Consider the following 23,025-nt stretch of genomic DNA (forward strand, 5'->3'; position numbering starts at 1 on the left):
CCGAGGACCACCTCCTGAAGTGGCGCGACATGCTCGATGCCAGGCGTGGGCGTGCCGGGAGCGGCGTTGATGCTCTACGGGCACGCCCCTTCCTCCATCGCGACCGCAAACACGAGTCACGCGGCCGGGGAAACCTCGTCGGGCCTGGCTCCGAGCGGGGGCGCCGCCATTCCCACCGCCGCGATCGATCCGCCCCACCGCGCGGCGTCTCCCGCGGTCCCCGCGCTTATCGGGTCCGGATCCCGATCAAGCCAAAACTCAACCGCTACGTTGCCTCGGATGGCAGCGTCGAGGTCATGTCGGCAATCGCCTGAAATTCGGTCATGAATTCCGGGCGATGCTGCATCAGGTAACGAACGATCCGCCCGTTCCCGAGAAGCCTTGCGAGGTAGCCTCTGACCACGGTCAGCTGCAGGTGGTCCTTGCCATAGGAGTCCTGGATCGAGGTGATCGACTGCTGCAGGCGTCCCAGTTCGCGTTCCATGCGCTCCATCGCTTCGGGCGTCACGCCTTTTACCTGCTTCGGCTTGCCGGCATCGACGAGGTGCGACTGTGGCGTTCCCGCGAGGATCGCCGAGGCGTAGGCGACCGAGTAGTTGTTGGCGTTGATCAAAAGTTCGGCCGCCTCGATCTGGCGCAGGGTCTTCATTTTCCGCAAAATCTCGAAGACGGCCATTGGGCAGGGCTTGTCCTTGAGGAATGCAATGGCCTCCTCGCAGATGCCTTCGAGCATCCGAATCTTGCGCTGAACGGTATGGACGTTGATGTCGAGCGCCTTGGCGATCTTATCCTCCGGCACGCCGCGCTCGATCGCGCGCAGGATCATCTTGTGTTCCTGCACGGCTGCGAGCCGGCTGATCCTCTTGTTGTATGTGAAGGCCTCGTCATCCATTGAAACGAGGCATTCGACCTCCGTCCGTCCCATGTCTTTCAGGATCTCGATCCTGAGATGACCGTCGAGGAGCAGAAACACGTCGGGCTGCGTCAGGTTCCGTGCGACGACCGGTGGCTCGACCAGCCCGACTTCGCGCACCGAGGCGGCGATCTGTCGATATTTCTGGCTCGCTTTCACCGTCTTGCGCAGGGTCCGCACGGGCAAGATTGCAGCGATGGGCAAGACGATGCAGTCGTTTTCGAAAGCAAGGGCGACGGTCTCGGGACGACACGGGGCAAGTTTCATTGGCCTGGCCTCGCTTCGAGGCATTGTTCGAGATAGGCGGGCATCGAATCCAGCCCTTCAGCGCGCAGAAGAGTGACGAAATTTTCGTCAGCGCGCAGTGCGCGGATCGCCTCGACGACGAACAGCAGCCGGCTTTGCGTGACCTCCGCCTTCTTGATCAAGAGCTTCTGGCGATCGGCCTCCTGGCGGTACGCGCGAACGAGCGCGTCGCTCGTGAGAGGTCGATGCGAGGAATCTCGCCGGCCGAACGAACTTTCTATCATGTGTGGTCCGCGGCGCTGTCGTTGCTGGAGAAGCCGCCGAACCGCCGCGAACTTTTTGCCCCGCAGCTTTTTCTCCGTGTAGGCTTGGGTCAAAGCGCGCTGAGCGCATTCGTCGTCGGCGCGCGCGATCTCGATGGCGAGGCTCAACGGCATCAGCCCGGTCTCGACAGCGGAAACGAGCCTCTCTTCGCCTCGTTCCAGAAGGCCGGCGATCATCTTGACGTAATCGGAACTGACGCCGATCTTGTCCGCGATCTGCCGGTCATTGTAGCCGCGCTTTCGCAGCGCGCCGACCTCCTGCATGAGGTCGATCGCGCGATGCTGCCGGCGGGCGCAGTTCTCGACGAGACTCATCACCAAGCATTCGCTTTCGTTGGCCTCAACCACGATGGCCGGAATCGCCGGCTGCTTGAGTTGAATGAAGGCTTCGAGGCGACCCTGACCGCAGACGAGATCGTACTCCGCGGGCTCGGTGGCGGGACGCCTGCTCACCGTGATCGGCCGCTTCAGCCCGATCCTGGCGATATTGTCGACAATATCGTCGAAGTTGCGGCGGTTGCGGACACGCGGGTTCAGGATCCGGATGCGGTCTGTCGGGATCAGTGTAACCCGTTTGCGCTTATCGAGGGGAATGCCGTCTGTCATCAGGCTGCCTCCGCAAATCTGACTCTGCCGGCGAGAGCGAAAAAGAAATCGAGACTTTCAAAACGGTAGGCGTCGAGGGACAGCCCATTCTGCTCGGCGAGCTTCAAGCGCGGCGTGTTCATGTCGATGCTCGGCAGGACATAATAGTCGAGGGGGGCCACATTGCGCTCGTCCAAGCGGATGGCGATCGTCATATCCGGGACGAGGCCGACGTCGAGGCGAACGCGCCAGCGCAGCGCTCCGCTCGACGTCTTGAAAGAACGCGCAATCACCACCGAGGCGGTGAACTCGCCATTGATCGACAGGAGTTCGCTCACCGGATCCTGGGCGGCGGCTCCGCCTGCCCGCTGCACGCCAGCAACGATGTCGGCGACGATCTGCGGATGAGCGCGACGGAGCGCACGGTTGATTTCGATATAGCGATAATCGCGATCGGGGTCATAACCGATCAACTCATACGCGCGCAGCAGGCTTCCGAAGCGATGACGGTAAATGCTGGAGGACGGCATATCTTCCCGCTCGTCGATCACCATCCCCGAGAGCATGCCCTGCTGGTCCAGCAAAGTCTGAAGCAGCGACAGGAGATCTTCATCCGAGTAATGCCGGGCTCGCACATCGACGATGGCGCGCGCCCGCTCGAAGAGCGCCAAATCAATGATTGAGGGATACGCGCGTTCCGCGCGGATCCACATTTCGCGCGGGTTCGCGACACGCCGCTGCTTCAGCTTGAACGAGACCTTGTTGTAGACATTGTTGCCGATGTACTTCTCATTGGTGAGAATCTGGTGGACCGAAGCGCGCGTCCACCAGCGACCGCAATCGGTTGCTATCCCTTCCATGTTGAGCGTAGCGGCGATTTCGCGTTCGGACCGGCCGTCTTCGACAAACATCCGATACATGCGTCGAACGAGTTCGACCTCGTGCGGGGGCCCAGGCGCCAGCACGACCCGGTCGGTCTGCAGGCTCTTGCGATCGCCGCGACCGAGCTGTCCTTTCACATTGCGGCGCTCGTCGATCAGAACCCGCCGCAGGCCGTAGCCCGGCGCGCCGCCTTGGCGAAAGCCGAGTTCGACGAGCCGGCACTGACCAGCAAACACCTTGACCGACAGCTCGCGGCTGTATTCGCCGGCCATCACGCGCTTGACGGTCTTCAAGAGATTGGAGCCGATGCTGCCATCGTTCTCGAACTGCTCGCCGCAATAATGAACGCGAATGCCGGCGCGGGAGCAGACATGCTCATGGTAGGCGCCTTCGTCGGCATCCTGAAACCGGCCCCAACGGCTGACGTCGTAAACCAGGATGGCGGTGAAGTCGGCCGTCCCGGATCGAACCTCGGCGATCAGAGCCTGGATAGCCTCGCGGCCGTCGATCCGCAGGCCGCTTCGGCCGGAGTCTTCGTAAACGCGCAGGATCCGCAAACCCCTTGCGGTCGCATAACGGCGAATAACGTCAAGCTGATTCTCGGTCGAGTACTTTTGATGGTCGGTCGACATGCGGACGTAAGCAACCGCCGGCGTCGCTGCGCTCGCATCGTCATCGCCCGATTGGGGCATATTTGAGGGTCGCCTCCTCACCAGCAAATCCTCGCGCAGGTTCGAGCGCAATGCGCCATTCTGGCGATTGTCGTGGCTCACTTCTCCTCGAATTTCTAACGCCGAGGAGGGGGGAATGTCGTTTCCGAAAAAGGGCAAGTTCTTTCCGGACCGAAACGGATGTCCTATTGACGAGCCTTTGGCGCAGGGGAGCTTTGCGAGCGAGATCGCCGCGGCGCTGCACCGGGCGCTTGGCTCGACGCATGCAGCCGTTAAGACGGCTGCGGGCTGGACCGGCGCCAACGAGAGGACGGTGAAGAACTGGTTTTCCGGCCGCTATGGGCCGAGCGGCGAGCACCTCGTCGCTCTTGCCCACCATTCCGATGAAATCATGCATACATTCTTGAAGATGGCGGGACGCCAGGACCTGATCGTGGCCGTCAAGCTGGCGGTCGCCGAAGACGCCATAGCGGACTTGCTGCTGGCCGTCCGGAGTATGAACGGCGGCAGGACATGAGCCGCCAACCGCCGGTGGAGGTCGAACCGCCTGACTTTTGCCGGGCGGCGCCGCGGATTGCTCCAGCATCTTGCTCTGTAGTCATTTTTGGTTATATTGAATACAGGCTGGTCGCTAGGAGATGCTACAATGGCTCGCACCACAACAATGACGGTCAGGGTCAGCGGGGCGCTCAGCGACTTCGTCGCCGCCAACGTCGGCGAGACCGGCTCCTACGAAAACGTCAGCGAGTACATCCGTGACCTCATCCGCCGCGACAAGGAGCGGGCGGAGAAGGAAGCCTTCGACCTGCTGAAGGCGGAATTGACGCGCGCCTTCGCTGCTCCAGAGCAGTCTTACCAGCCGCTTACAGCAGCGGACGTCATTGCGCGCAACAAGGTCTAGCGCCCGATGGCCTCTGTTCGCGTCCAGGAGGCGGCATCCCACCGCCTGGATGACATTTACCGCACCACACGCGACCGATGGGGCGTCGACCAAGCCGACTGCTACATCAACGGCCTGTTCGAAGCCTTCGGCAAGATCGAGACGCGTGAGGCGGCGTCACGCCCGGTCCCTGCCGAGTTCGGCGTCGAGGGCTATGTTTTCCGGTACGAAAGGCATTTCGTATATTGGCGTAGGCTCGGCAATGGCGACATTGGCGTCGTGACGATCCTGCATGAGCGCATGCACCAGATCGACCGTTTTCGCGATGATTTCGCAGTGTGACGCGACGGGTCGGTGAAAATCTGCCAAATATCTGTTTTTGGCTCGCTTTATAGTTTAAGCGCCCACCAGCCAGAGCCTCCGCCCGGAGAACGTTGGATTTTCGTCCCTTGCCCTCCGCCACCTGACCATTCCCCGCGAAAATAGCCCGGCCGCCCTGGATCGCCCGTTACAGCGGCATGTCCTCGGGGCCGCCGATCTCACGCCTCCGCCCGGTTGATGTCGACCTAAGCGTCCCGCGCGCCGCGCCGGCCTTGTCACCGCGCGCGGGTGGCGGGAGCGGCTTCAGGCCGACAGCTCGCCGAAGAACCGCATCATCTCACGGCTGGCGTCGGGGCCGCGCGGATCGGTGAACGAGCCGCGCGGGCTGCCGCCCGACCACGCATGGCCGGCCCCGTGAAGACGCCAATGCTCATGCGCCGGCCGTCCTGACCGATCCGTATAGATCGTGCGGGTGTAGCGCATGCCGCCCGGCGAGATCCCGCGCTCCGATCGCGCCCGCAATTCCGCGCCGGCCGTCGATTGCGCAATGACATGATCGCCGTTGACCGGATGCACCGTCTTGTCGTCCTCGCCATGAAACACAATGGTCGGAACCCGGGCGCCGGAGATCGGGGCCGCCGCGCCGTTCTTCATGGCTGAGAAGGCCGAGGGCATGTCGCGCGCCGCCCCGCAGGCGAGGCCGGAATGGACGCCAATGGCTCTGAACAGCTCGGGATAGGCCGCCCCGAGCACCGCCGCCGCCGCGCCGCCGGCCGAAAGGCCCGCGACATAGACGCGCGCGGGATCGACTCGAAACGCCGCGATGACGTCGCGCGCGATCCCCGCGATCAGCGACGGCTCGCCGCGCCCGCGCTTCTGATCGGCCTCGTTGAACCAATTCCAGCATTTCGACATGTTGGCGGATCGGGTCTGCGCCGGATAGGCCACCAGAAACGTCTGCTCCTCCGCCAGTTCGTTCATGCGCGCGCCGACGGCGAAATCGTCCGGCGACTGGCTGCAGCCGTGCAGCATCACCAGCAGCGGGACCGCCTGGCCGCGATATCCGCTGGGAATGTACAGCTTGTAGGTCCGGCTCCCCGCCGCGCTTTCGTGGACGCGCGCCTCGTATCGGGCGTTCGGCGGCGTGAACACCGCCGGCCCCTGCGGCCCGGCCAAGCCCTCAAGTCCGCCCAGTTTGTCCGCCAAGCCGCGCAGCAAATCCTTGGCGGCGCCGCGCAAATCCGGCGCGGCGCTGTCCGGCGCGCCGCCCGGCAGCACGCGCTTCAGCAGCGTCATGGCTTCGTCGAGCCGCCCGGCGCGGGTGAGGCGCGACGCCTCCTGCAAGTCGATCTTCGGAAACCTCGCCATACGCATGCGTCCTTGTTCGAACGAGAAAAATTCAGGACAGGCGGTCGCGAAGAGCGACCTTCACCTCGGGGCTGGCCTGCAGCGCGCCGAGCACGTGCAGGGCGCCGATGGCCGCCCGCGCCAGTTCGGGCGTGACGTCCGGCTCGATGACGGCGAGGCCGAGCACCTGGATGTGCAGCATCTCGCCGGCGTCGCGCGCCGCTTCGAGCTCCCGCCGGCCATAGCGGCGCAGGCCGAGATCGAGTTGGCGCCGCGCGACCGACTGCTTGACGGCGTCATTGTGACGGTCAAGCTGGTTGCGAATGGCGGTGCGGATGAAATCCGTGCGGTTGGAATAGAAGCCTTCCTGCACCAGAAGGTCGATCTGGCCGAGGTCGACATAGCCGAGATTGATGGTGATCTTCTCGCTATCCGCCCGCGGCCGAAACTCCTCGACCCTGCCCGCCATAACCATCCCTCCACCATCCCAGTGGATGGCAAATGGTGCGGCGAAAAGGCGAGTGCAAGGCCCTGGCGCTGTTTTTCACGATTTCGGCCCCGCCGCATTGGCCCGATCCGCTCCATGACAACTCCACGGTCCCACAACAAAACGGCCTCCTCAAAGCCTTGTTTCTGCGTGACTTATCCGCCGCCCGGCTTGCAAACGCGCCAGGCGGCCAACCGCTCACGGGTCCCCTCCGGGATCTGCCACCCCTCACGCCAAACCCGAATGCCCAAAGAGGTCAGAGCCACGCGCAAGTGGTGAACGCTATAGGAGCAACAGTTTGAAATTTTTGACGATCCTCGTCGCGCTCGCCGCGACGCCGACCGCCGCGACGGCTTCCGAAACCGATGTCGCCAACCCGGACGCCGTTCGTTCCATGATTTCCGCCAAGGTCTCGTCGGAGATCGGCGCGCAATGGGTTCCGACCGCGCTCAAGATCGCGCAGATCGAATCCCGGATGCAGTGCAACCCTCACGGCAACACGCGACATCACGGCATATTCCAGGTCGGCGATCCCGCACGCTTCGGCATCTCTCCCTCCGCCGCGCACACCTGCTCCGGCGGCATCGCCGCCGGCGTCGCGCACATGGCCTCCTGCATCAGAATGGGGGCGAATAACGCGCGCCGGATGATGATCTGCCACAACGCCGGCAACCCCTTCGCCCGGAGGGTCGAAAGGGCCTACCGCATCGCGCTGCGCTGATGGCTCGCGGTCGCCGCGCGGTTGTCATGAGCGCGCGGCGGCGTGGCCTATAGCCTGTTGCGCCAGTCTGGCGAAGGCCAGGGTTTGGCGTTGTTGGCCGGGCTTTTGCTCAGCCTGCTGGTCAGCTTGATCGTGGTCGAGGTCATGGAACCGTGGGTGCGCGGCCGAATGTTGGCTGTCATCCACCCCATGCTGGCCCGTCTGACTGAGCCAGGGCGCAAAACCACCTGACCAGGTCGCCCGAACGGCCAGCTTCGGATGTTGGACGCATTCTCCCCCACCGCCCACAGCCAGTTGGCGTCCATGTTCCGTTCTGCCGGGATCTCGCCTCCCTCGCCAGCGAACGCGTCGCATCAAGCCCAAAAAGACCTTTGGACAGATTCGCCGACCGACTTCCAAAGCCTTTAATTTTTTAGATTTACATGTTTCAACGCCATATCAGACCGCATATTTTCGGCGACATACCCTGTCATTCACATACAAACATCCTCTGAACCGCAGGACTCAGCTTACCTAAGGAGATATATGCTTACTCTCATCGAACGCTAACATGACGACGCTAGAACAAATACTTAAGTCAATTGCAACGATTGCGCTTTAAGAATGACACTCTTGCGCAGGTCGATGAGGCGTCTGGTGAAAACATTGTTTTGGATACAGACGGGCGCATGCGGCGGCGAGTCCCTGGCGATCCTCTCGGCGGAAGCGCCAAGCCTCGAGGCTTTGCTGACCTCCCATGACCTGGAAATGCTGTGGCATCCGTCGCTGTCTTGCGCGCCGATGAAGCGTTTCGACGAATTGGTCGCGGCCATCGCATCGGGGACGCAACGCCTCGACATTCTGTGCGTCGAGGGCAGCCTGATCACCGCGCCGCGCGGCTCCGGCCTGTTCGATTCCTACAACGGCCGCGCCCGCATCGACATCGTCCGCGCGCTGGCGGCGCAAGCCGGGCATGTGGTCGCCATGGGAACCTGCGCCAGTTTCGGAGGCGTCCACGCCGCGAGCCCAAACCCCTCGGATTGCCTGGGCCTGCAATTCGACAAGGACAAGCCCGGCGGCCTGCTGCCCGCGGATTGGCGCTCCGGCGCCAGCCTGCCGGTCATCAACGTGTCCGGTTGCCCCGCGCATCCCCACGCCATGACCCAGACGCTGGCCGCGCTGGCGAGCGGCATGAGCCTGCCGCTCGATGCGTTGAACCGGCCCCAAGCCTTTTTCAGCACGCTGGTGCATCAAGGCTGCTCCCGCAACGAATACCACGAATACAATATCGAGGACGCCCACCTCGGCGGGCCGGCGTGCATGTTCTTCAACCTCGGCTGCCAGGGGCCGACGACCCAGGCCGTATGCAACGACGACCTCTGGAACGGGGTGAGCAGCAAGACCCGGGCCGGCGTCCCGTGCTTCGGCTGCACCGCGCCGAATTTTCCGCGCGAGGCCGATCTGTTCGCCACCGCCAAGGTGGGCGACATTCCGCTGCGCCTGCCGGCCGGCGTCGAGCGCGCCCGCTATATGGCTTATAAAAACCTGGCGCGCGCCGCCGCCCCGCCCCGCCTCAAGACCAGGAAAACGGACGTCTGACATGGCGAGGGTCCAGCTCAATCTCAATCTCAACCGCGTCGAGGGCGACCTCGAAATCGGCGTGACGCTCGAAGACGGCGTCGTGGTCGAGGCCCGGACGGTCGGGACCATGTATCGCGGCTTCGAGCAGATCATGATCGGCCGCGCCGCGCGCGACGGGCTGGTGATCACCCCGCGCGTCTGCGGCATTTGCGGCACGGCCCACCTCTACGCCGCGACGCTGGCGCTGGAGCACGCCTGGGGCGTGACGCCGCCGCCCCATGCGGTGCGCATCCGCAATCTCTGCCTGCTGGCGGAGGGGCTGCAGAACGATCTCCGCCAGACCCTGCTGTTCTTCGCCCCGGATTTCTGCAACCCGCGTTATCAGAACGAGCCGTGGTTCGACGAAGCCTTGGCCGGTTTCGAGCCGTTTCGCGGCGCCTTCTATCTGGAAACGCTCGCCGCCACGCGCGAGGCGGTGAAGATCATCGCCCATTTCGGCGGCCAATGGCCACATTCCTCCTATATGGCGCCAGGGGGCGTCACCCTGCCGGCGGATATGCGGAAACTGATCGCCTGCCGCGCCCTGCTCGACGGTTTTCAACGCTTTTACGAGACGCGGGTGATCGGCGCGCCGCTCGACGCCTGGCTGGCGCTCGACACGGCCCAGGACTATTTCGCCTTGCTGGAAACGCCCGCCCATGCGCGCAGCGCGCTCGGCCTGCTGTCGCGCGCGGCGCGGGCGCTGGATCTGCACAAGACCGCCGCGGGCGTCGGCGCCCTGCTGAGCTTCGGCGCCTGGCGCGATCCCGAAAACCCCGACGCCCCGCTGTTGGCCGCCGGATTTTACGACGGCGCGGCGACGGCGCCGCTCGACCAGGGCCGGATCAACGAGCATGTGCGTCATTCCTGGTTCCGCCCTTACGAGGGGGGGCGGCATCCGTGGAAGGGCGAAACCATCCCCAATTACGCCCCCGACGGCGACCGCTACAGCTGGGCCAAGGCGCCGCGCTACGGCGACGCCGTGGTGCAGACCGGGCCGCTCGCCGAACTGCTGATCGGCGGCGACGCGCTGGTCGCCTCGCTCTACGCCGAGGAGGGCGGCGGCGCGTGGTTGCGCCAGTTCGCCCGCGTGCGCCGGGTCGCCCACGAACTTCGTTTCGCGCGGCAAATGCTGGATCAGCTCGCGGGTGATCTGTCCGGGCCGCATTTCCTGCCGCCGGCGCACGAAGGCGACGGCGAGGGCCATGGCCTGACCATGGCCGCGCGCGGCGCGCTCGGCCACTGGATTCGCGTCAAGGACGGCGTCATCGAGAAATACCAGATCATCACGCCCACCGCCTGGAACGCCTCGCCCCGCGACAGCGCCGGCCAGCCCGGCCATTGGGAGCAGAGCCTGGTGGGCGTGCGCGTCAAAGATCCCGACGATCCCATCGAGATCGGCCATGTCATCCGCTCGCACGATCCGTGTCTGGTCTGCACCGTCCACATGCTGGACAGCGGCCGCAAGCTGCATTTTGGCGTTTGAGGCGGCCATGATCCGCCGCCGCATCCTGTGTTTCGGCAATCCGCTGCACGGCGACGACGGGGTCGGCGCGGCGGTTTTCGCGGCGCTTTCGGCGCGCAAACCGCCGGAAGGGCTGGAGGTGATCGAGGCCGGAACGCCCGGCCCCGCCGCGCTCGCGCTGTTCGAGGACTGCGACGAGGCTATCGTCGTCGACGCGCTCGCGCCCGCGGGCTCGCCCGGCCGCATCGCGCAACTGGCGCCGGAAGGGATCGACGCCGAAACCACGCCGGCGCCGCACGGCATGGGGCTAGGCTATATCTTGCGGGCGCTAAACGCCCTGCCCGGCCCCCGCCCCGAGATCCGCATCATCGGGATCGAGGCGGCGAGCCACAGGCCGTTCCAGCCGGGCCTTTCCCCGGCCGTGGCGGCGGCCGCCGGCGAGGTCGCGCGCCTGCTCGGCCCTTGTTTCGAGGACGGTCATGGCTGACCCCGCCCTGCACGAAGAACTGGAGCGGCTGCGCGTCGAGGTCGAGGCGCTGCGGCTCGCCAATGCGGCGATCCAGGATCAGATGAGCGCCGGCGCGGCGGGCGCCGACGCCCTGTTGCGCGCCGTGGAGCGACAGGCGGAAGACTTGCGCGCCGCCAACCTGCGCCAGAGCGGCCAGGCCGCCTTCACCCGGCGGGTGATGGACACCTCGGGAGCGCTGATGATCGTGCTCGACGCCGAGGGCCGCATCCTCCAGGTCAACCGGCGGTTCCACGACGAACTCGCCGCCGCCGAAGGCGAGGTCGCCGGGCGCGCGCTCGACGACTGGCTGCCGCCGGACGAGCGCGCCGCGCTGGAGCGACGCCTGATCAAGCCGCCCTGGACGGTCTATTCGCACCTGTTCGAGCTGATGCGCGTCGCCGGCGCCTATGAGGCGGAGCATCATTTGCTCGGCGCGGACGGCGCCTATCGCGATTATTGGATCGAGGCCAGCCCGCAGACCGATCCCCAGGGCAAGGAGGAAGGCGCCGTGGTCTGCGCCACCGACATCACCGCCCTGAACCTGCAGCGCGACGCCCTGGAGGTGCGCGAGCGGCACCTGCGCGAGGCGCAGCGCATCGCGCAAATCGGCCGATGGGAGCTTGACCTCGCCACCAATCGGATCCTGGACTGGTCCGACGAATTGCGCAAAACCTGCGAGCTGTCGCACCCGCTGGCCTCGGGGCGGGATTTTGTGGCGCTGGCGCATCCCGACGACCGCGACGAACTGGTTCGCGCGTTTCGCGCCGCCGTCAAGGCGCGGGCTCCGTTCGCCCACGCCTGCCGGCTGCGTTTCGGCGACGGCCGCATCAAATGGATCGACTTGCGCGGCGTGATGCACGCGCACGCCGGGCGCGTGCTCCGCGTCTCCGGCACCATGCAGGACATCACCGCGCGGCGGCAGGCCGACGAGGAGATCAGCCTCGCCGCGCGCGTGTTCGACAACAGCCTCAACGGCGTCGTCATCACCGACGCCAAAACCCGGATTCTCAGGATCAACCGCGCCTTCACCCGCATCCTCGGCTACCAGCACGAAGAACTCGTCGGCAAGACGACCGCCGTGCTGAAATCCGACCGCCATGACGCCACCTTCTACCGGGCCCTGTGGCGCGAGCTGAAAAACGCCGGAGAATGGCAGGGCGAAATCTGGGACCGCCGCAAGGACGGCGGGGTCACGCCGCTGTGGCAGAGCATTTCCGCCGTGCGCGATTCCCGCGGGGACGTCATCAATTACATCGGCGTGTTCTACGACCTGAGCGACCAGAAGCGCGCCGCCGCCCACATCCACCATCTCGCCTATTACGACGCCTTGACCGACCTGCCCAACCGCCAGTCCTTCAATGACAGCTGCGAACAGGCGCTCAAGCTGGCGCGGCGCGACCGGACCAATCTGGCGGTGCTGTTCCTCGATCTCGACCGCTTCAAATATGTCAACGACACTTTGGGCCATCCGGTCGGCGATGAACTGTTGCGCGGCGTGGCGCGGCGGATCAAGCGCGCCCTGCGCCAAAGCGACATTATCGCGCGGCTGGGCGGCGATGAATTCATCGTGCTGGCGCAAGGCGTGGCGCACCCGGACGCCGCCGCCCGGATCGCCGAAAAAATCATTCACACGCTGGCAAAACCTTTCAGCATCGACGGCCACCGGCTTGAAATCCGCGTGTCCGTTGGCATCAGCTGCTTCCCGCACGACGGCGCCGATGCGGCGACGCTGATCAAGAACGCCGATCTGGCCCTCTACAAGGCCAAGGAGGAAGGGCGCGACCAGTTCCGCTTCTTCGAGGCCAGCCTAATGGCGAAGGCGCGTGAAAAACTGTTTCTGGAGGCGGAATTGCGCGCGGCGTTGGAGCGCGGCGAGCTTTTTCTGCACTATCAGCCGCAGTTCTCGCTCGCCGACGGGCGCCTGGTGGGGTCCGAAGCGCTGGCGCGCTGGCGGCATGCCGAACGCGGGATGATTCCGCCGGACAAGTTCATCGCCATCGCCGAGGAATGCGGCCTGATCGTGCCGCTCGGGGAATGGGCCTTGCGCGCGGCCTGCCGCCAGGGCGAGGAATGGCGTCGGGCGGGCCTGGGACCGCATCGCATCGCCGTCAACATGTCCGGGCTTCAACTCGAGCGCGCCGATTTTGTCGCCACGGTGGCGCGCATCCTCGCCGAGACCGGCCTGCCGCCGGACTGGCTGGAGCTTGAGGTCACCGAAACCTACGTCATGCGCCAGCCCGAAAAGAGCGCCCGCGCGCTCGAAGGTCTTCGCGCCCTCGGGATCGCCTTGTCGATCGACGATTTCGGCGCGGGACAGTCGTCGCTCGCTTATCTCAAACGCCTGCCTGTGCAGTCGCTGAAGATCGATCGCTCCTTCATCACCGATTTGCCGTTCGGCGAGAACGAAGCCGCCATCACCCGCGCCATCATCGCGCTCGGCCACAGCCTGCATCTGAAAGTGCTGGCCGAAGGCGTCGAAACGCCCGCCCAGGCCGATTTCCTGCGAGGGCTCGGTTGCGATCAGGCCCAGGGCTACTTTTACAGCCGTCCGGTCGACGTCGAAAACATGCAGAAGATCTTGCGCCATATGGACGCCGCGCCGGGCGCCGGATCGGACCAGACGGAGCCGAGCCGAGGGAACGATGACCGTCGCCGCGCGCCAAGGTCGAGCGCCCCCTGCTAGAACCGGTCAGCGTCGACGAACGCCTGCGCGAAAGCTTGCAGGGATTCCTGCGGCGGATTGTGACCAACGCCGCCCTTGACGATCCGGCGCTGGCATTTCCCCGCAAACATTTTGGCGCAGGCGCCGGCCTCCGGGTGGGGCGCGCCATTGGCGTCGCCCATGGAAACGCTCCGTTTCCGTTGGCTCGCCCTGAATCAGCCGGGCCTCATGCCGAGGACGACGGTCGGCCACAATTCCGAGACCGTCGGATGGATGGGAACCGCCCAGCGCAGCTGATCGAAAGCGGCGCCCGCGTTCATCATGTCGAGCACGCCATGGATCGCCTCGTCGCCGCCCGCGCCGAGGATGGCGGCGCCCAGAATCTCGCGCGTGTCGGCGTCGGCGATGAATTTCATCAAGCCCTGGGTTTCGCCCTTTTCGACGGCGCGGCCGACCCGGTCCATCGGCAGCCAGCCGACCAGGATTTTTCGGCCGGCTTTGCGCGCTTCCGTCTCGGTCATGCCGACGCGCCCCAGCGGCGGATCGATATAAAGCGCGTAGCCCGGCACGCGATCGGAGACGCAGCGGTCCGCCCCGTCGAAAAGATTCGCCGCGACGATCTCGAAATCGTTGTAGGCGGTGTGGGTGAAGGCGCCCTTGCCATTGCAGTCGCCGAGCGCCCAGACGCCCGCGACATTGGTCGCGAGGCGGTCGTCGACCTTGATATAGCCGCGCGCATCGGTCTCGACGCCGGCCCTGTCGAGGCCGAGATCGTCAGTGTTCGGGCGGCGGCCGACGGCGAGCAGCACGTCGGAGCCGACGATGTCCACGCCGTTGACATGAACCGCGACGCCGCGCGCATGTTTGCTGAAGCTGAGACGATCGGCGCCTGTCAGCACTTTGACGCCCTCGGCTTCGAGGACGGCGCGGATCGCCTCGGAAATCTCCTGATCCTCGCGGCCGACGAGATGCGGCCCCTTCTCGATCACCGTCACCTCGGCGCCGAAACGGCGGTGCATCTGGGCGAATTCCAGCCCGATATAGCTGCCGCCGATGACGATCAGATGGTCCGGCGCCCGGTCGAGCCTGACCATGTCGCTGTTGGTCAGGAAAGGAATTTCTTTGAGGCCGGGGAAATCCGGGATCGCGGCGCGCGCGCCGACATTGAGAAATATCCGCGGCGCGGTCAGGACGTCTTCGCCGACGCGGATCGTGTTGCCGTCCTCGAACCGGGCGTGGCCTCGGATCAGCGTGCAATTCTTCATGCCCTCCAGCCACTTTTCATTGCCGTGGCGGCTGTCGAGCGTCACCTGATGGGCGCGGCGCATCACCCTGGGCATGTCGATCTTCACGGGCGCATCGAGCACCACGCCATATTCGGCGCCGCGACGTGCGAGATGGGCGGCGTAGGCGCTGGCGACCAGGGTCTTGGTCGGCTTGCAGCCGGTGTTCACGCACGTGCCGCCGACATGCTTGCGCTCGATGATCGCGACCGTTTCGCCCGCGTCGTTGAAGCGGCTCGCGAGCGAGGGGCCGGCCTGTCCCGCGCCAATGATGATCGCGTCGAACGTTCTCATGCCGCGGCCGCGATGACGAGACCGGCCGCGAGGATCGCGACGGCGTCCTCAACGAACGCCGCCGGCCGATCCTTGCCGAAACCTTCCGCGAGTCGGGCGCGGACGGCGGCTCCGCCATAGGCTCCAGCCCCCGCGCCGATCACGCCGGCGAGTCCGCCGCCATGGGGCGCGCCGATAGCGAAGCCGCACAGCGCCCCCATGATCAGGCGCGCGGCCAAGGGCGGCGGCGCGGTCCGGCTCGGCGTTGAGGGAAGCTGGTCGACAATGAGTTCGCCAACCGCCAGAATCGTGAACAGGCCAACCGCCCAGGTCGCGCCCATGAAGGCCAACCACGAGCCGGACAGGTTGAGCCACCCGAGCCAGGCGGCCCAAGCGATGGCCGCCGGCGCGGTCATGGAGCGAAGTCCGGCGATGACGCCGATGAGGAAAGCAAGAAGGATCAACATTTTTTCTCACTTGCTTGCAGCCGCACGCGTCGGGGCGACGATCTTTCGGTCCTGCGCGCGAACCGGCGCAGCCGCGCGCCCCGCATGGCGAAAACGGCGGATCGCGGTCGAAGGTTCCTGGGCCGGGAATGTCGCCGTCTCCGCAAAAGCGACGGTTCGGGCGTGAAGACAAGCGCGACGCGCGGGTCCGCGATCAGGGCGCCCGCCCGCCGCTATCGTTCCGCTTCCGACAGCGGCGCGACGATGCAGCAGACCAGGCCTTCCGGCCGGAACTCCATTTCGACGCGCGCCTCGCTGATGCTCCGTTCGATCAGGCGCAGGCCCGAACCGCGGCGGCTGGGCTCTCGCACAGGCGGACCGCCCTGTTCCTTCCAGGTGAGTTCGAGCATGCGCAAGCCGTCGCTCAGGTCGCTGGCGCGCCAGCTCAGCAGCACGCGTCCTTCGGGCGCGCTGAGCGCGCCATGCTTGGCGGCGTTGGTGCCGAGCTCGTGGATGGCGAGGCCGAGCGGCGTCGCCAGCGCCGGCGACAGGATGACCGGCGGCCCCGACAACTGCACCGCCGCGCGGCCGCCGCCGAGATAGGGCTGCAACTGGTCGCGCGCCACATTGTCGAGACTGGCGCCGCGCCATTCGCTCTCGACCAGCAGCGCATGGGTGCGGCCCAGCGCCGACAGGCGTTCGTCGAGCGCGGCGAGCGCGGCGGGATTGGCGCCGCTGTCGCGCAAGGTCTGCCGGACGATCGCCTGCGCCACCGCCAGGGTGTTTTTCACGCGATGCGCCAGCTCGTCGAGCAACAGGCGATGACGCGCCGTCCAGGCCTCCTCGGACTCGAGCCGATCCGTGACGTCGACGAAGGTGGCGACCACGCCCTCGATCTTGTCGTCCAGCGTGCGATAGGGCCGCAGCCGGATCATGAACCAGCGCCCCCCCGTGGTGCGGACGGTACGTTCGAGCGGAATCAGATCGGCCAGCACCCGCTGCGCGTCGGCGACAAGGTCCGGGTATTCGAGCCGATGGGTGAAATCCGTGACGGGCCGGCCCTCGTCGCCGGCGACGATGTTGAACAGCTCCGCCATGCGCGGCGTGAACCGCTGGATGCGCAGGGTCGAGTCCAGAAACATCGTGCTGACGTCGGTCGCGCTCATCAGGTTCTGCAAGTCGTTGTGCGCGCGCGACACCAGTTCGAGCTTGAGTTTCAGCTCGGTGTTGAGCGTCTGAAATTCCTCGTTGATCGACTGCAGCTCCTCCTTGCTGGTTTCCAGCTCCTCGGCGGTGGAGCGATATTCCTCGTTGATCGACTGCAATTCCTCGTTGGCGGCGCGCAGCTCCTCGGTCGCCGCCTCATATTGCTCGCGCGTGGCGCGCAGCGCGGTGCGGGTCGCGTGCAATTCCTCGCGCAATTGCGCGACCACGGCCGACTGTTCGGAGGACAGGCCGGCGTCGGACGCCGCCGGCTCGACCTCGCCGCCTTCGAGAAAGATCGCCATGGCACCGCGGGCGCCGTCGTCGCGGCGGGCCGGGCGGACGTTGAGCACAACCGCCCGGGGCTTGGCGTCGAACTGCACGGGGATGGGCGGGGTGACCGTGGATTGGTTCGACTCGAAGGCGCGCCGCAGCGCCGCGCGCAGTTCGAGCCGCAATTCCGGCCGCACGATCTCCGCCGCATCCGCGGTCATCGGGCCGCTCGGATGCAGCACGAACTTGCCGCAGGTCTCCGACAGATTGACGATGCAATGGGTCTCGTCCACCAGCATGCTCGGCGGCGCGATGTCTTCCAGCGCCTGCCGGTGCATCGAGGAATTCACCGTGGGCGTCGCGGGCGGCAGGCGCGCCACATTGGGCGTTTCCGGGCCGCGCGCGGGGGTGAACAGGCGCGGCGGCGACAGCATCTTGTCGCGGGGGCGGTCGAGCGCCTGGAAGATGCGCGATTCCCGGTCGATCGAGGTGAACAGGCCGGAGGGACTGTCGGCGCTTTCCGACGCGCCCAGGAACAGGAAGCCGTTAGGCAGCAGAGCGTAATGCAGCACGGAGCAGACCTGTTTCTGCAGGTCGCGGTCGAGATAGATCAGCAGGTTGCGGCAGGAAATCAGGTTGATGCGCGAGAACGGCGGGTCTTTCAACAGGCTGTGCGCGGCGAAGACGACGAGGTCGCGCACCTCGCGGCGGATGCGGTATTGATCGCCCTCGCGCATGAAGAACCGGCGCAGCCTGTCCTCGGACACGTCGGTGGCGATGGCCGTGGGGTAGCGCCCCTCGCGGGCGACGGCGAGGGCCTGCTCGTCGAGGTCGGTGGCGAAAATCTGAATGTCCGGCCGCGCCTCGCGCCGCGCCGCCTCCTCCAGCAGCAGAATGGCGAGACTATACGCCTCCTCGCCGGTGGCGCAGGCGGGCGCCCAGATCCGGATCGCCTGGTCGCGGCCGGGCGCATCGAACACCAGCGGGATCACCTCGCTGGCGAGCGCGGCGAAGGCGGCGGGGTCGCGGAAAAAGCTGGTGACGGAAATCAGCAGATCGTTGAACAGCGCGCCGATTTCGTCCGGCCGGTCGCTCAGATAGGCGAGATAATCCTCCATGCGCGCGGTCTGCGCCACTTGCATCCGCCGGGCGATGCGGCGCAGCAGAGTGGCGCGCTTGTAGCCCGAGAAATCCTGACCCAGCCGCGCGCGCAACTGCGCGAGGATGCGGCGCAAAGCGGCTTCGTCGGCCATCTCGCATTGCCGCGCCGCCCGCGGCCTCGACCGCGCCAGTTCGGCGAGGCAGCGCGCGAGGCCGGAAATCGGCGCCACGAAATCGACGCCGCTGGCGATGGCCGCGCGCGGCATGGAGCCGAATTCCGCCTCGTTGGGGTCCTGCGCCAGCGCGATCCCGCCATTTTCCCGGATGGCGCGCACGCCCAGCGCGCCGTCCGAACCGCCGCCGCTCAGCACGATGGCGAAACCATCGCCGTGCTGGTCGGCCAGCGACCGGAAGAATTCGTCGACCGGCGACCTCTGGCCGCGCGGCTCGATGAAGGCGGCCGGCGCGATTTCCTGGTCGGTGATCAGCAGCCGGCGGTCGGGGGGGAGGACGTAGATGCAATTGGCGGTGATCGGCTTGGGTTCGTTGACCGGGGCGACAGGCATGGCGGTGCGCCGCGCCAGGATCGCCGACAGTTCGCCGCCATGGCCGGGATCGAGATCAACCAGAACGATATAGGCGAGGTCGAGATCGGCGGGAAGCGCCTCGAACAGGCGTTGCAAGGCTTCGGCCCCGCCCGCCGAGGCGCCGACGCCGACGACGGGGATGCGTGGAAGCGAGCGGCTTTCACCATTCTGGGCCATGACCTGGCCTCCTTGACGAGTCGAATTCTGGATGGATCTCTTTCCGCCCAATGTCGCGCAATTTTGTGCAGTTTGACCATAGCGCAAGTACAACCGTTTGAAATAAAAGCCGAACGGCGCCCCATTTCGCCCTGTCGCGCGTTGGGAGACGAGGGAGCGCCGTCATGCCCGAATCGAAAGTCATCGCGATCGGAGCTTCGGCGGGGGGGATCGAGGCCTTGCGGGTCGTGCTCGCCGCGCTGCCCCGGGCCTTGCCGGCGGCCGTGCTGATCGTCCAGCACCTGTCGCCGCAAAGCCCCGGGTTCCTGCCGAAGATTCTCGAACGGGGATCGACCATGCCCGTCGCGTCGCCTGTCGATGGCGAGAAAATGCGTCCCGGCCGCGTCTATGTCGCGCCGCCGGACCGGCATCTTCTGGTCGAGGACGGCGGCGTGGCGCGGCTAAGCTCAGGACCTCGGGAGAACCGGTTCCGTCCGGCGGTCGATCCGCTGTTCCGCTCGGCGGCGCTGGCGTTCGGGCCGCGCGTGATCGGGGTCGTCCTGACCGGCTTTCTCGATGACGGCGCCGCCGGCCTGCAGGCGATCAAATTGTGCGGGGGGCTGGCCGTGGTTCAGGATCCCAGCGAGGCCTGGGCCGCTTCGATGCCGGCGAGCGCGCTGGCGCATGTCGATGTCGATGTTTGCCTGCCGTTGCGCGAGATCGGGCCGCGCCTGATCGAGCTGGCGCAGCAGCCGGCGGGGGCGGCGCCCGGCGGGGAACGCTCGGCGCTGATCGCCGAGGCCGCGTTCGCGGGCGGACATCCGCCGCCGCTTGAGGAGGCCCTGGCGCTGGGCGAACCGACCCTACTGACCTGTCCCGAGTGCGGCGGCGGGCTGATGCGCCTGCGCGGCGCCGCGCCGACGCGCTATCGCTGTCATACGGGCCACGCCTTCACCGAACGGGCCTTGTTCGCCAACCTTGCGGAAAATACGGAAAGCGCTGTCTGGTCCGCGATCCGGGCGTTGCGGGAGCAGGCCATGCTGGCGCGGCGCCCGGCGCGGGAAGCCGCCGCGCGCGGCGATCGCGAAGGAGCTGACCATCTTGAGAAAAAAGCCGCTGACTGCCGGGCGCTCGCCGATCGCATGCGCGCGACGCAATGCAACCTGGCGGTTGACGGCTCCGCTTAGGCGGCTATACGGAGAGACGGTTCTCCTAAGTTACCGTTAGGGGATCCACCGTGTTTGCTGAAGGTCAAGCCGCATGAGAAAGCGGTCGATCCTCAAGAAGCGGATTCTGGAAAAGTCGCCGGGCGACTGGCGACGGATCGAGAAAGTGCGGTTCATGCCTGGTTGCGCCGCCGGTCTTTTCGCCGAGGCCGAATCCTGGCGTCGTTTGGACGCATCCATCCTCGCGCCCATGGCGGCTGCGGGGAACGCGCCGATCCGGGTCTGGTCCGCCGCGTGCGGCGGCGGCGCGGACGCCTGCGGCCTCGCCATCCTGCTGCAGGAAAACATCGCGCGCGCCAACAGCCGCGCTTCGTTCCAGATTTTCGCCACCGATGTCTCGCCGGCGCTGGAGCGCGCCCGCCGCGCCCAGTTTTCCGAAGCGGACATGGCCGGCGTCTCGCCCGAGCGCAGACGCAAATGGTTCGACGCGGTGAACGGCGGCTGGCGGCTCAAGCACGAATTGCGCAGCCATTGCGTGTTCGCCCAGCAGGATCTGCTCGCCGATTGGGGCTTTCGCCAAATGGATTTGGCGGTGTGCCGCGATCTCGCGACCTTGACGCGGGAGAACCAATCGCGCGCCCTGCATCGCTTGCACGAAGCTTTGCGCCCGGGCGGCGTGCTGTTCCTCGGCCGGCCGGCCCGGGGCGTCGGCGCGTCGCGCGCGGCCGGATTTGAGACGCTGGACGCCGAGGCGGGCCTGTTTCGCAAGAGCGCCGAGACGGCTCCCTTCCGCAGCCTTCCGGCGGGGCCGTCCGACGGGACGAACCAAATCGCGCGGCTCAGGCTGTCCCTCGAGGATCTTCAGGCGACGCAGGAGGAGCTTTTCGCGCTCAACCGCGAGCTTCACGACGTCAACACCCGTCTCAGCGCCGTTAACGCCAGCCGCGCGGCCAAAATCCGCCAGCTGGAAGCCCAGCGCGCCATGCTGGCGGGCGGCGCGCTGATCGCGCTGTTCCTCGACCAGGATTTGCGGCTGCAATGGTTCACGCCGGCGGCGATGGAGCTGTTCCCGATCAGCGAGCGCGATCTTAACCGCCGGCTGACCGATTTCGTCCCCCGCATCCACGATCCCGATCTCGTCCCGGCTGTTCGCGAGGCGCTCTCGACGGGCCGCACGCACGAGGCGGAAGCGCGAACCGTCGACGGGCGCTGGTTCGCGCGCCGAATTCGCAGCTATGACCCGGGCGAGGCCGGAGCGGGCGTGGCGCTGACGTTCGTCGAGATCACCGAGCGCAAGCAGGCGGAGGATGCTTTGCGCGAAAACGCCGAGCGGCTGCGGCTGGCGTTGGCGGTCGGCGAACTCGCGACCTGGGACTGGAATCTCCGCACCGGCGCCGTGGTCTGGTCGGACGGGCATTTCAAGATGCAGGGCTATGCGCTGGGCGAGATCGCGCCCAGCTACGAGGCGTGGATCGCCCGGGTGCATCCGGAGGACCGCGCCGGCGCCGAAGCGGCCTTGCAGGCGGCGCGCGACGCGCGCACGGTCTACAACCATGATTTTCGCGCCGTTCATCCCGACGGTTCGATCCATTGGCTGTCGGCGCAGGGCAGCTATTTTTATGATGACGACGGTCCCTGGCGCATGATCGGCGTGATGCGCGACGTCACCGCGCAGAAGTGCGGGCAGGACGCCTTGCTGCGGCTCAACGCCGAGCTGGAGCAGCGGGTGAGGGAGGAGGTCGGCATCCGCGAGCAGACGATGACGCGGCTGGCGCAGGCGGAAAAGCTCGCGGCGCTGGGCGAACTGGCGGGCGGCGTCGCGCATGACTTCAACAATATTCTGCAAGGCGTCGCGGCCAGCGCCGACGTCATGACCCGGAGCGCCGAAAACGCCCGGCTGGTCCGGCGCGCGACGGACTTGCAAATCAAGGCGACGCAGCGCGGCGCGGCCGTGGTGCGCCGCCTGCTCGCCTTCGCCCGGCGCGCCGACCTTCATGCGCAAAGAATCGACGTCGCCGCCCTGCTGGCGGACTCCCGCGACTTGCTCGGCGCGGCCTCCGGCGCCGGCGTCGCGCTCGCGCTCGACGTGGCGGACGGCCTGCCGCCGGTGTCGGCCGACCGCAGCCAGCTTGAAACCGTGCTGGTCAATCTCGCCAACAACGCCTTCGACGCGATGCCGGGCGGCGGCGGCCTGACCCTGCGGGCGCGACGCGAAACGCGCCAGGGAGAGGACGGACTCGTCGCCGGCGAATATGTGCGGCTCGACGTCGCGGATTCCGGGTCGGGGATGGACGCGGCCACGCTGGCGCGCGCCTGCGAGCCGTTCTTCACCACCAAGCCGTTCGGAAAAGGCACGGGGTTCGGCCTGTCGATGGCGCGCGGCTTCGCCGAGCAATCCGGCGGCGCCCTGACGCTCGCCAGCGCGCCGGGCGCGGGAACCACGGTGACGTTGTGGCTTCCCGTCGCCCCGGCGGAGGAGGACGCCCGGCCGCCGCGCCGGCCCCCCGCGTCCGCCCCCGTTGTGGCCGCCCGCGTGCTGCTGGTCGACGACGACGCCACCATCGCGGAATTTCTGACGGACTATCTGAGAGGGCGCGGGCTTGACGTCATCATGTCCACGACGGGCGCCGGCGCCCTGGCGAAGATAAGATCGGACGAGACCTTCGACCTGCTCGTGTCCGACTTGTCGATGCCCGAGGTGAACGGCCTCGACCTCGCGCGCGCCGCCCATGACCGCAGTCCCGACTTTCCCGTCATCATCCTGACGGGCTATGCGGGCGACGCCGATCCGCTCAAGACGGAGTTGAGGGCGGGCGGCGCGATCCAACTCTTGCGCAAGCCCATCGCCGGCGAAGACCTGCTGGCGGCGATCGTCCCGATGGTTCGCAACGAGCGCGCCACGGAGTCAAGCTCATGACGGATCCGAC

General features: G+C 66.6%; 19 protein-coding genes and 1 pseudogene. 11 read left to right on the forward strand and 9 right to left on the reverse strand.

Going from position 1 to position 23,025, the window contains the following annotated elements; genetic code table 11:
• Nucleotides 1-265: 265 nt before the first annotated feature.
• The 3 genes from CFB24_RS06250 to CFB24_RS06260 are packed head-to-tail and all read right to left on the reverse strand — an operon-like array spanning nt 266 to nt 3,722.
• Nucleotides 266-1,180: a plasmid partitioning protein RepB C-terminal domain-containing protein gene (locus CFB24_RS06250; RefSeq protein WP_088519730.1), complete on the reverse strand. Its 915-nt coding sequence runs from the start codon at nt 1,178-1,180 to the stop codon at nt 266-268.
• A complete protein-coding gene (locus CFB24_RS06255) occupies nt 1,177-2,088 on the reverse strand; it encodes a plasmid partitioning protein RepB C-terminal domain-containing protein (RefSeq protein ID WP_088519731.1) in 912 nt (303 codons plus the stop codon). Before CFB24_RS06255 ends, CFB24_RS06250 begins: the two co-directional genes overlap by 4 nt.
• Nucleotides 2,088-3,722 carry a recombinase family protein gene (locus CFB24_RS06260; protein WP_338064162.1) on the reverse strand — a complete coding sequence of 545 codons (1,635 nt, stop codon included), beginning with the start codon at nt 3,720-3,722 and terminating at the stop codon, nt 2,088-2,090. Before CFB24_RS06260 ends, CFB24_RS06255 begins: the two co-directional genes overlap by 1 nt.
• 34 nt (nt 3,723-3,756) lie before the next feature.
• Between CFB24_RS06260 and CFB24_RS06265 the strand changes: the two genes are divergently transcribed.
• The 3 genes from CFB24_RS06265 to CFB24_RS06275 all read left to right on the forward strand — a co-directional run bounded on the left by CFB24_RS06265 (nt 3,757) and on the right by CFB24_RS06275 (nt 4,842).
• Entirely contained in the window at nt 3,757-4,137 is a 381-nt protein-coding gene (locus CFB24_RS06265; RefSeq protein WP_088519733.1) for a hypothetical protein, read from the forward strand.
• 129 nt (nt 4,138-4,266) lie between these two features.
• On the forward strand, nt 4,267-4,521 hold the full coding sequence (locus CFB24_RS06270; protein WP_088519734.1) for a ribbon-helix-helix domain-containing protein: 255 nt from the start codon (nt 4,267-4,269) through the stop codon (nt 4,519-4,521).
• A gap of 6 nt (nt 4,522-4,527) precedes the next feature.
• A complete protein-coding gene (locus tag CFB24_RS06275; RefSeq protein ID WP_088519735.1) occupies nt 4,528-4,842 on the forward strand; it encodes a type II toxin-antitoxin system RelE/ParE family toxin in 315 nt (104 codons plus the stop codon).
• 282 nt (nt 4,843-5,124) lie between these two features.
• Here the strand turns inward: CFB24_RS06275 and CFB24_RS06280 are convergent, their stop codons facing one another.
• Together CFB24_RS06280 and CFB24_RS06285 are read right to left on the reverse strand one after the other, a co-directional pair.
• Nucleotides 5,125-6,189 (reverse strand): extracellular catalytic domain type 1 short-chain-length polyhydroxyalkanoate depolymerase, encoded by a 1,065-nt coding sequence (locus CFB24_RS06280; protein ID WP_088519736.1) that lies wholly within the window; start codon nt 6,187-6,189, stop codon nt 5,125-5,127.
• 31 nt (nt 6,190-6,220) lie between these two features.
• Entirely contained in the window at nt 6,221-6,637 is a 417-nt protein-coding gene (locus tag CFB24_RS06285) for a CopG family transcriptional regulator (protein WP_088519737.1), read from the reverse strand.
• 316 nt (nt 6,638-6,953) lie between these two features.
• Here CFB24_RS06285 and CFB24_RS06290 point away from each other — a divergent pair, with 316 nt between their 5' ends.
• The 6 genes from CFB24_RS06290 to CFB24_RS06315 all read left to right on the forward strand — a co-directional run bounded on the left by CFB24_RS06290 (nt 6,954) and on the right by CFB24_RS06315 (nt 13,631).
• Nucleotides 6,954-7,376, forward strand: coding sequence for a hypothetical protein (locus CFB24_RS06290; protein ID WP_111390648.1), 423 nt, complete (start codon nt 6,954-6,956; stop codon nt 7,374-7,376).
• A 42-nt stretch (nt 7,377-7,418) separates the two neighbouring features.
• A complete protein-coding gene (locus CFB24_RS06295; RefSeq protein ID WP_088519739.1) occupies nt 7,419-7,607 on the forward strand; it encodes a hypothetical protein in 189 nt (62 codons plus the stop codon).
• Between the two features lie 405 nt (nt 7,608-8,012).
• Nucleotides 8,013-8,954 (forward strand): NADH-quinone oxidoreductase subunit B family protein, encoded by a 942-nt coding sequence (locus tag CFB24_RS06300; protein ID WP_088520100.1) that lies wholly within the window; start codon nt 8,013-8,015, stop codon nt 8,952-8,954.
• A gap of 1 nt (nt 8,955) precedes the next feature.
• Complete coding sequence (locus CFB24_RS06305; RefSeq protein WP_088519740.1) at nt 8,956-10,461, forward strand: nickel-dependent hydrogenase large subunit; 1,506 nt, start codon at nt 8,956-8,958, stop codon at nt 10,459-10,461.
• A gap of 7 nt (nt 10,462-10,468) precedes the next feature.
• Nucleotides 10,469-10,927 (forward strand): hydrogenase maturation protease, encoded by a 459-nt coding sequence (locus CFB24_RS06310; protein WP_088519741.1) that lies wholly within the window; start codon nt 10,469-10,471, stop codon nt 10,925-10,927.
• A complete protein-coding gene (locus tag CFB24_RS06315) occupies nt 10,920-13,631 on the forward strand; it encodes a sensor domain-containing protein (RefSeq protein ID WP_088519742.1) in 2,712 nt (903 codons plus the stop codon). The genes CFB24_RS06310 and CFB24_RS06315 overlap by 8 nt, the downstream gene beginning before the upstream one ends.
• Here the strand turns inward: CFB24_RS06315 and CFB24_RS22290 are convergent.
• From CFB24_RS22290 to CFB24_RS06330, 4 genes and pseudogenes are all read right to left on the reverse strand, one after another.
• Nucleotides 13,628-13,789, reverse strand: a pseudogene (locus CFB24_RS22290) (alpha/beta hydrolase); the annotation flags it as partial. The gene CFB24_RS06315 and the pseudogene CFB24_RS22290 sit on opposite strands and share 4 nt — an antisense overlap.
• A 36-nt stretch (nt 13,790-13,825) precedes the next feature.
• Complete coding sequence (locus CFB24_RS06320) at nt 13,826-15,187, reverse strand: FAD-containing oxidoreductase (protein ID WP_088519743.1); 1,362 nt, start codon at nt 15,185-15,187, stop codon at nt 13,826-13,828.
• Nucleotides 15,184-15,633 carry a DUF4126 domain-containing protein gene (locus CFB24_RS06325; RefSeq protein WP_088519744.1) on the reverse strand — a complete coding sequence of 150 codons (450 nt, stop codon included), beginning with the start codon at nt 15,631-15,633 and terminating at the stop codon, nt 15,184-15,186. Before CFB24_RS06325 ends, CFB24_RS06320 begins: the two co-directional genes overlap by 4 nt.
• Before the next feature lie 212 nt (nt 15,634-15,845).
• Nucleotides 15,846-18,953, reverse strand: coding sequence for a CheR family methyltransferase (locus tag CFB24_RS06330; protein WP_088519745.1), 3,108 nt, complete (start codon nt 18,951-18,953; stop codon nt 15,846-15,848).
• A 164-nt stretch (nt 18,954-19,117) separates the two neighbouring features.
• Between CFB24_RS06330 and CFB24_RS06335 the strand changes: the two genes are divergently transcribed.
• Both CFB24_RS06335 and CFB24_RS06340 read left to right on the forward strand, forming a co-directional pair.
• Nucleotides 19,118-20,119 (forward strand): chemotaxis protein CheB, encoded by a 1,002-nt coding sequence (locus tag CFB24_RS06335; protein ID WP_088519746.1) that lies wholly within the window; start codon nt 19,118-19,120, stop codon nt 20,117-20,119.
• 73 nt (nt 20,120-20,192) lie between these two features.
• Nucleotides 20,193-23,015, forward strand: coding sequence for a CheR family methyltransferase (locus tag CFB24_RS06340; RefSeq protein ID WP_088519747.1), 2,823 nt, complete (start codon nt 20,193-20,195; stop codon nt 23,013-23,015).
• The last annotated feature ends 10 nt before the right edge of the window (nt 23,016-23,025 follow it).

Source organism: Rhodoblastus acidophilus (assembly GCF_900187365.1).
Classification (GTDB): domain Bacteria; phylum Pseudomonadota; class Alphaproteobacteria; order Rhizobiales; family Beijerinckiaceae; genus Rhodoblastus; species Rhodoblastus acidophilus.

Coding starts and splice junctions, on each gene's coding strand:
- CFB24_RS06250 (WP_088519730.1), bottom strand. CDS start 1,180: ATGAAACTTGCCCCGTGTCGTCCCGAGACCGTCGCCCTTGCTTTCGAA.
- CFB24_RS06335 (WP_088519746.1), top strand. CDS start 19,118: ATGCCCGAATCGAAAGTCATCGCGATCGGAGCTTCGGCGGGGGGGATC.
- CFB24_RS06265 (WP_088519733.1), top strand. CDS start 3,757: ATGTCGTTTCCGAAAAAGGGCAAGTTCTTTCCGGACCGAAACGGATGT.
- CFB24_RS06330 (WP_088519745.1), bottom strand. CDS start 18,953: ATGGCCCAGAATGGTGAAAGCCGCTCGCTTCCACGCATCCCCGTCGTC.
- CFB24_RS06310 (WP_088519741.1), top strand. CDS start 10,469: ATGATCCGCCGCCGCATCCTGTGTTTCGGCAATCCGCTGCACGGCGAC.
- CFB24_RS06320 (WP_088519743.1), bottom strand. CDS start 15,187: ATGAGAACGTTCGACGCGATCATCATTGGCGCGGGACAGGCCGGCCCC.
- CFB24_RS06325 (WP_088519744.1), bottom strand. CDS start 15,633: ATGTTGATCCTTCTTGCTTTCCTCATCGGCGTCATCGCCGGACTTCGC.
- CFB24_RS06315 (WP_088519742.1), top strand. CDS start 10,920: ATGGCTGACCCCGCCCTGCACGAAGAACTGGAGCGGCTGCGCGTCGAG.
- CFB24_RS06305 (WP_088519740.1), top strand. CDS start 8,956: ATGGCGAGGGTCCAGCTCAATCTCAATCTCAACCGCGTCGAGGGCGAC.
- CFB24_RS06270 (WP_088519734.1), top strand. CDS start 4,267: ATGGCTCGCACCACAACAATGACGGTCAGGGTCAGCGGGGCGCTCAGC.
- CFB24_RS06340 (WP_088519747.1), top strand. CDS start 20,193: ATGAGAAAGCGGTCGATCCTCAAGAAGCGGATTCTGGAAAAGTCGCCG.
- CFB24_RS06285 (WP_088519737.1), bottom strand. CDS start 6,637: ATGGCGGGCAGGGTCGAGGAGTTTCGGCCGCGGGCGGATAGCGAGAAG.
- CFB24_RS06255 (WP_088519731.1), bottom strand. CDS start 2,088: ATGACAGACGGCATTCCCCTCGATAAGCGCAAACGGGTTACACTGATC.
- CFB24_RS06275 (WP_088519735.1), top strand. CDS start 4,528: ATGGCCTCTGTTCGCGTCCAGGAGGCGGCATCCCACCGCCTGGATGAC.
- CFB24_RS06280 (WP_088519736.1), bottom strand. CDS start 6,189: ATGGCGAGGTTTCCGAAGATCGACTTGCAGGAGGCGTCGCGCCTCACC.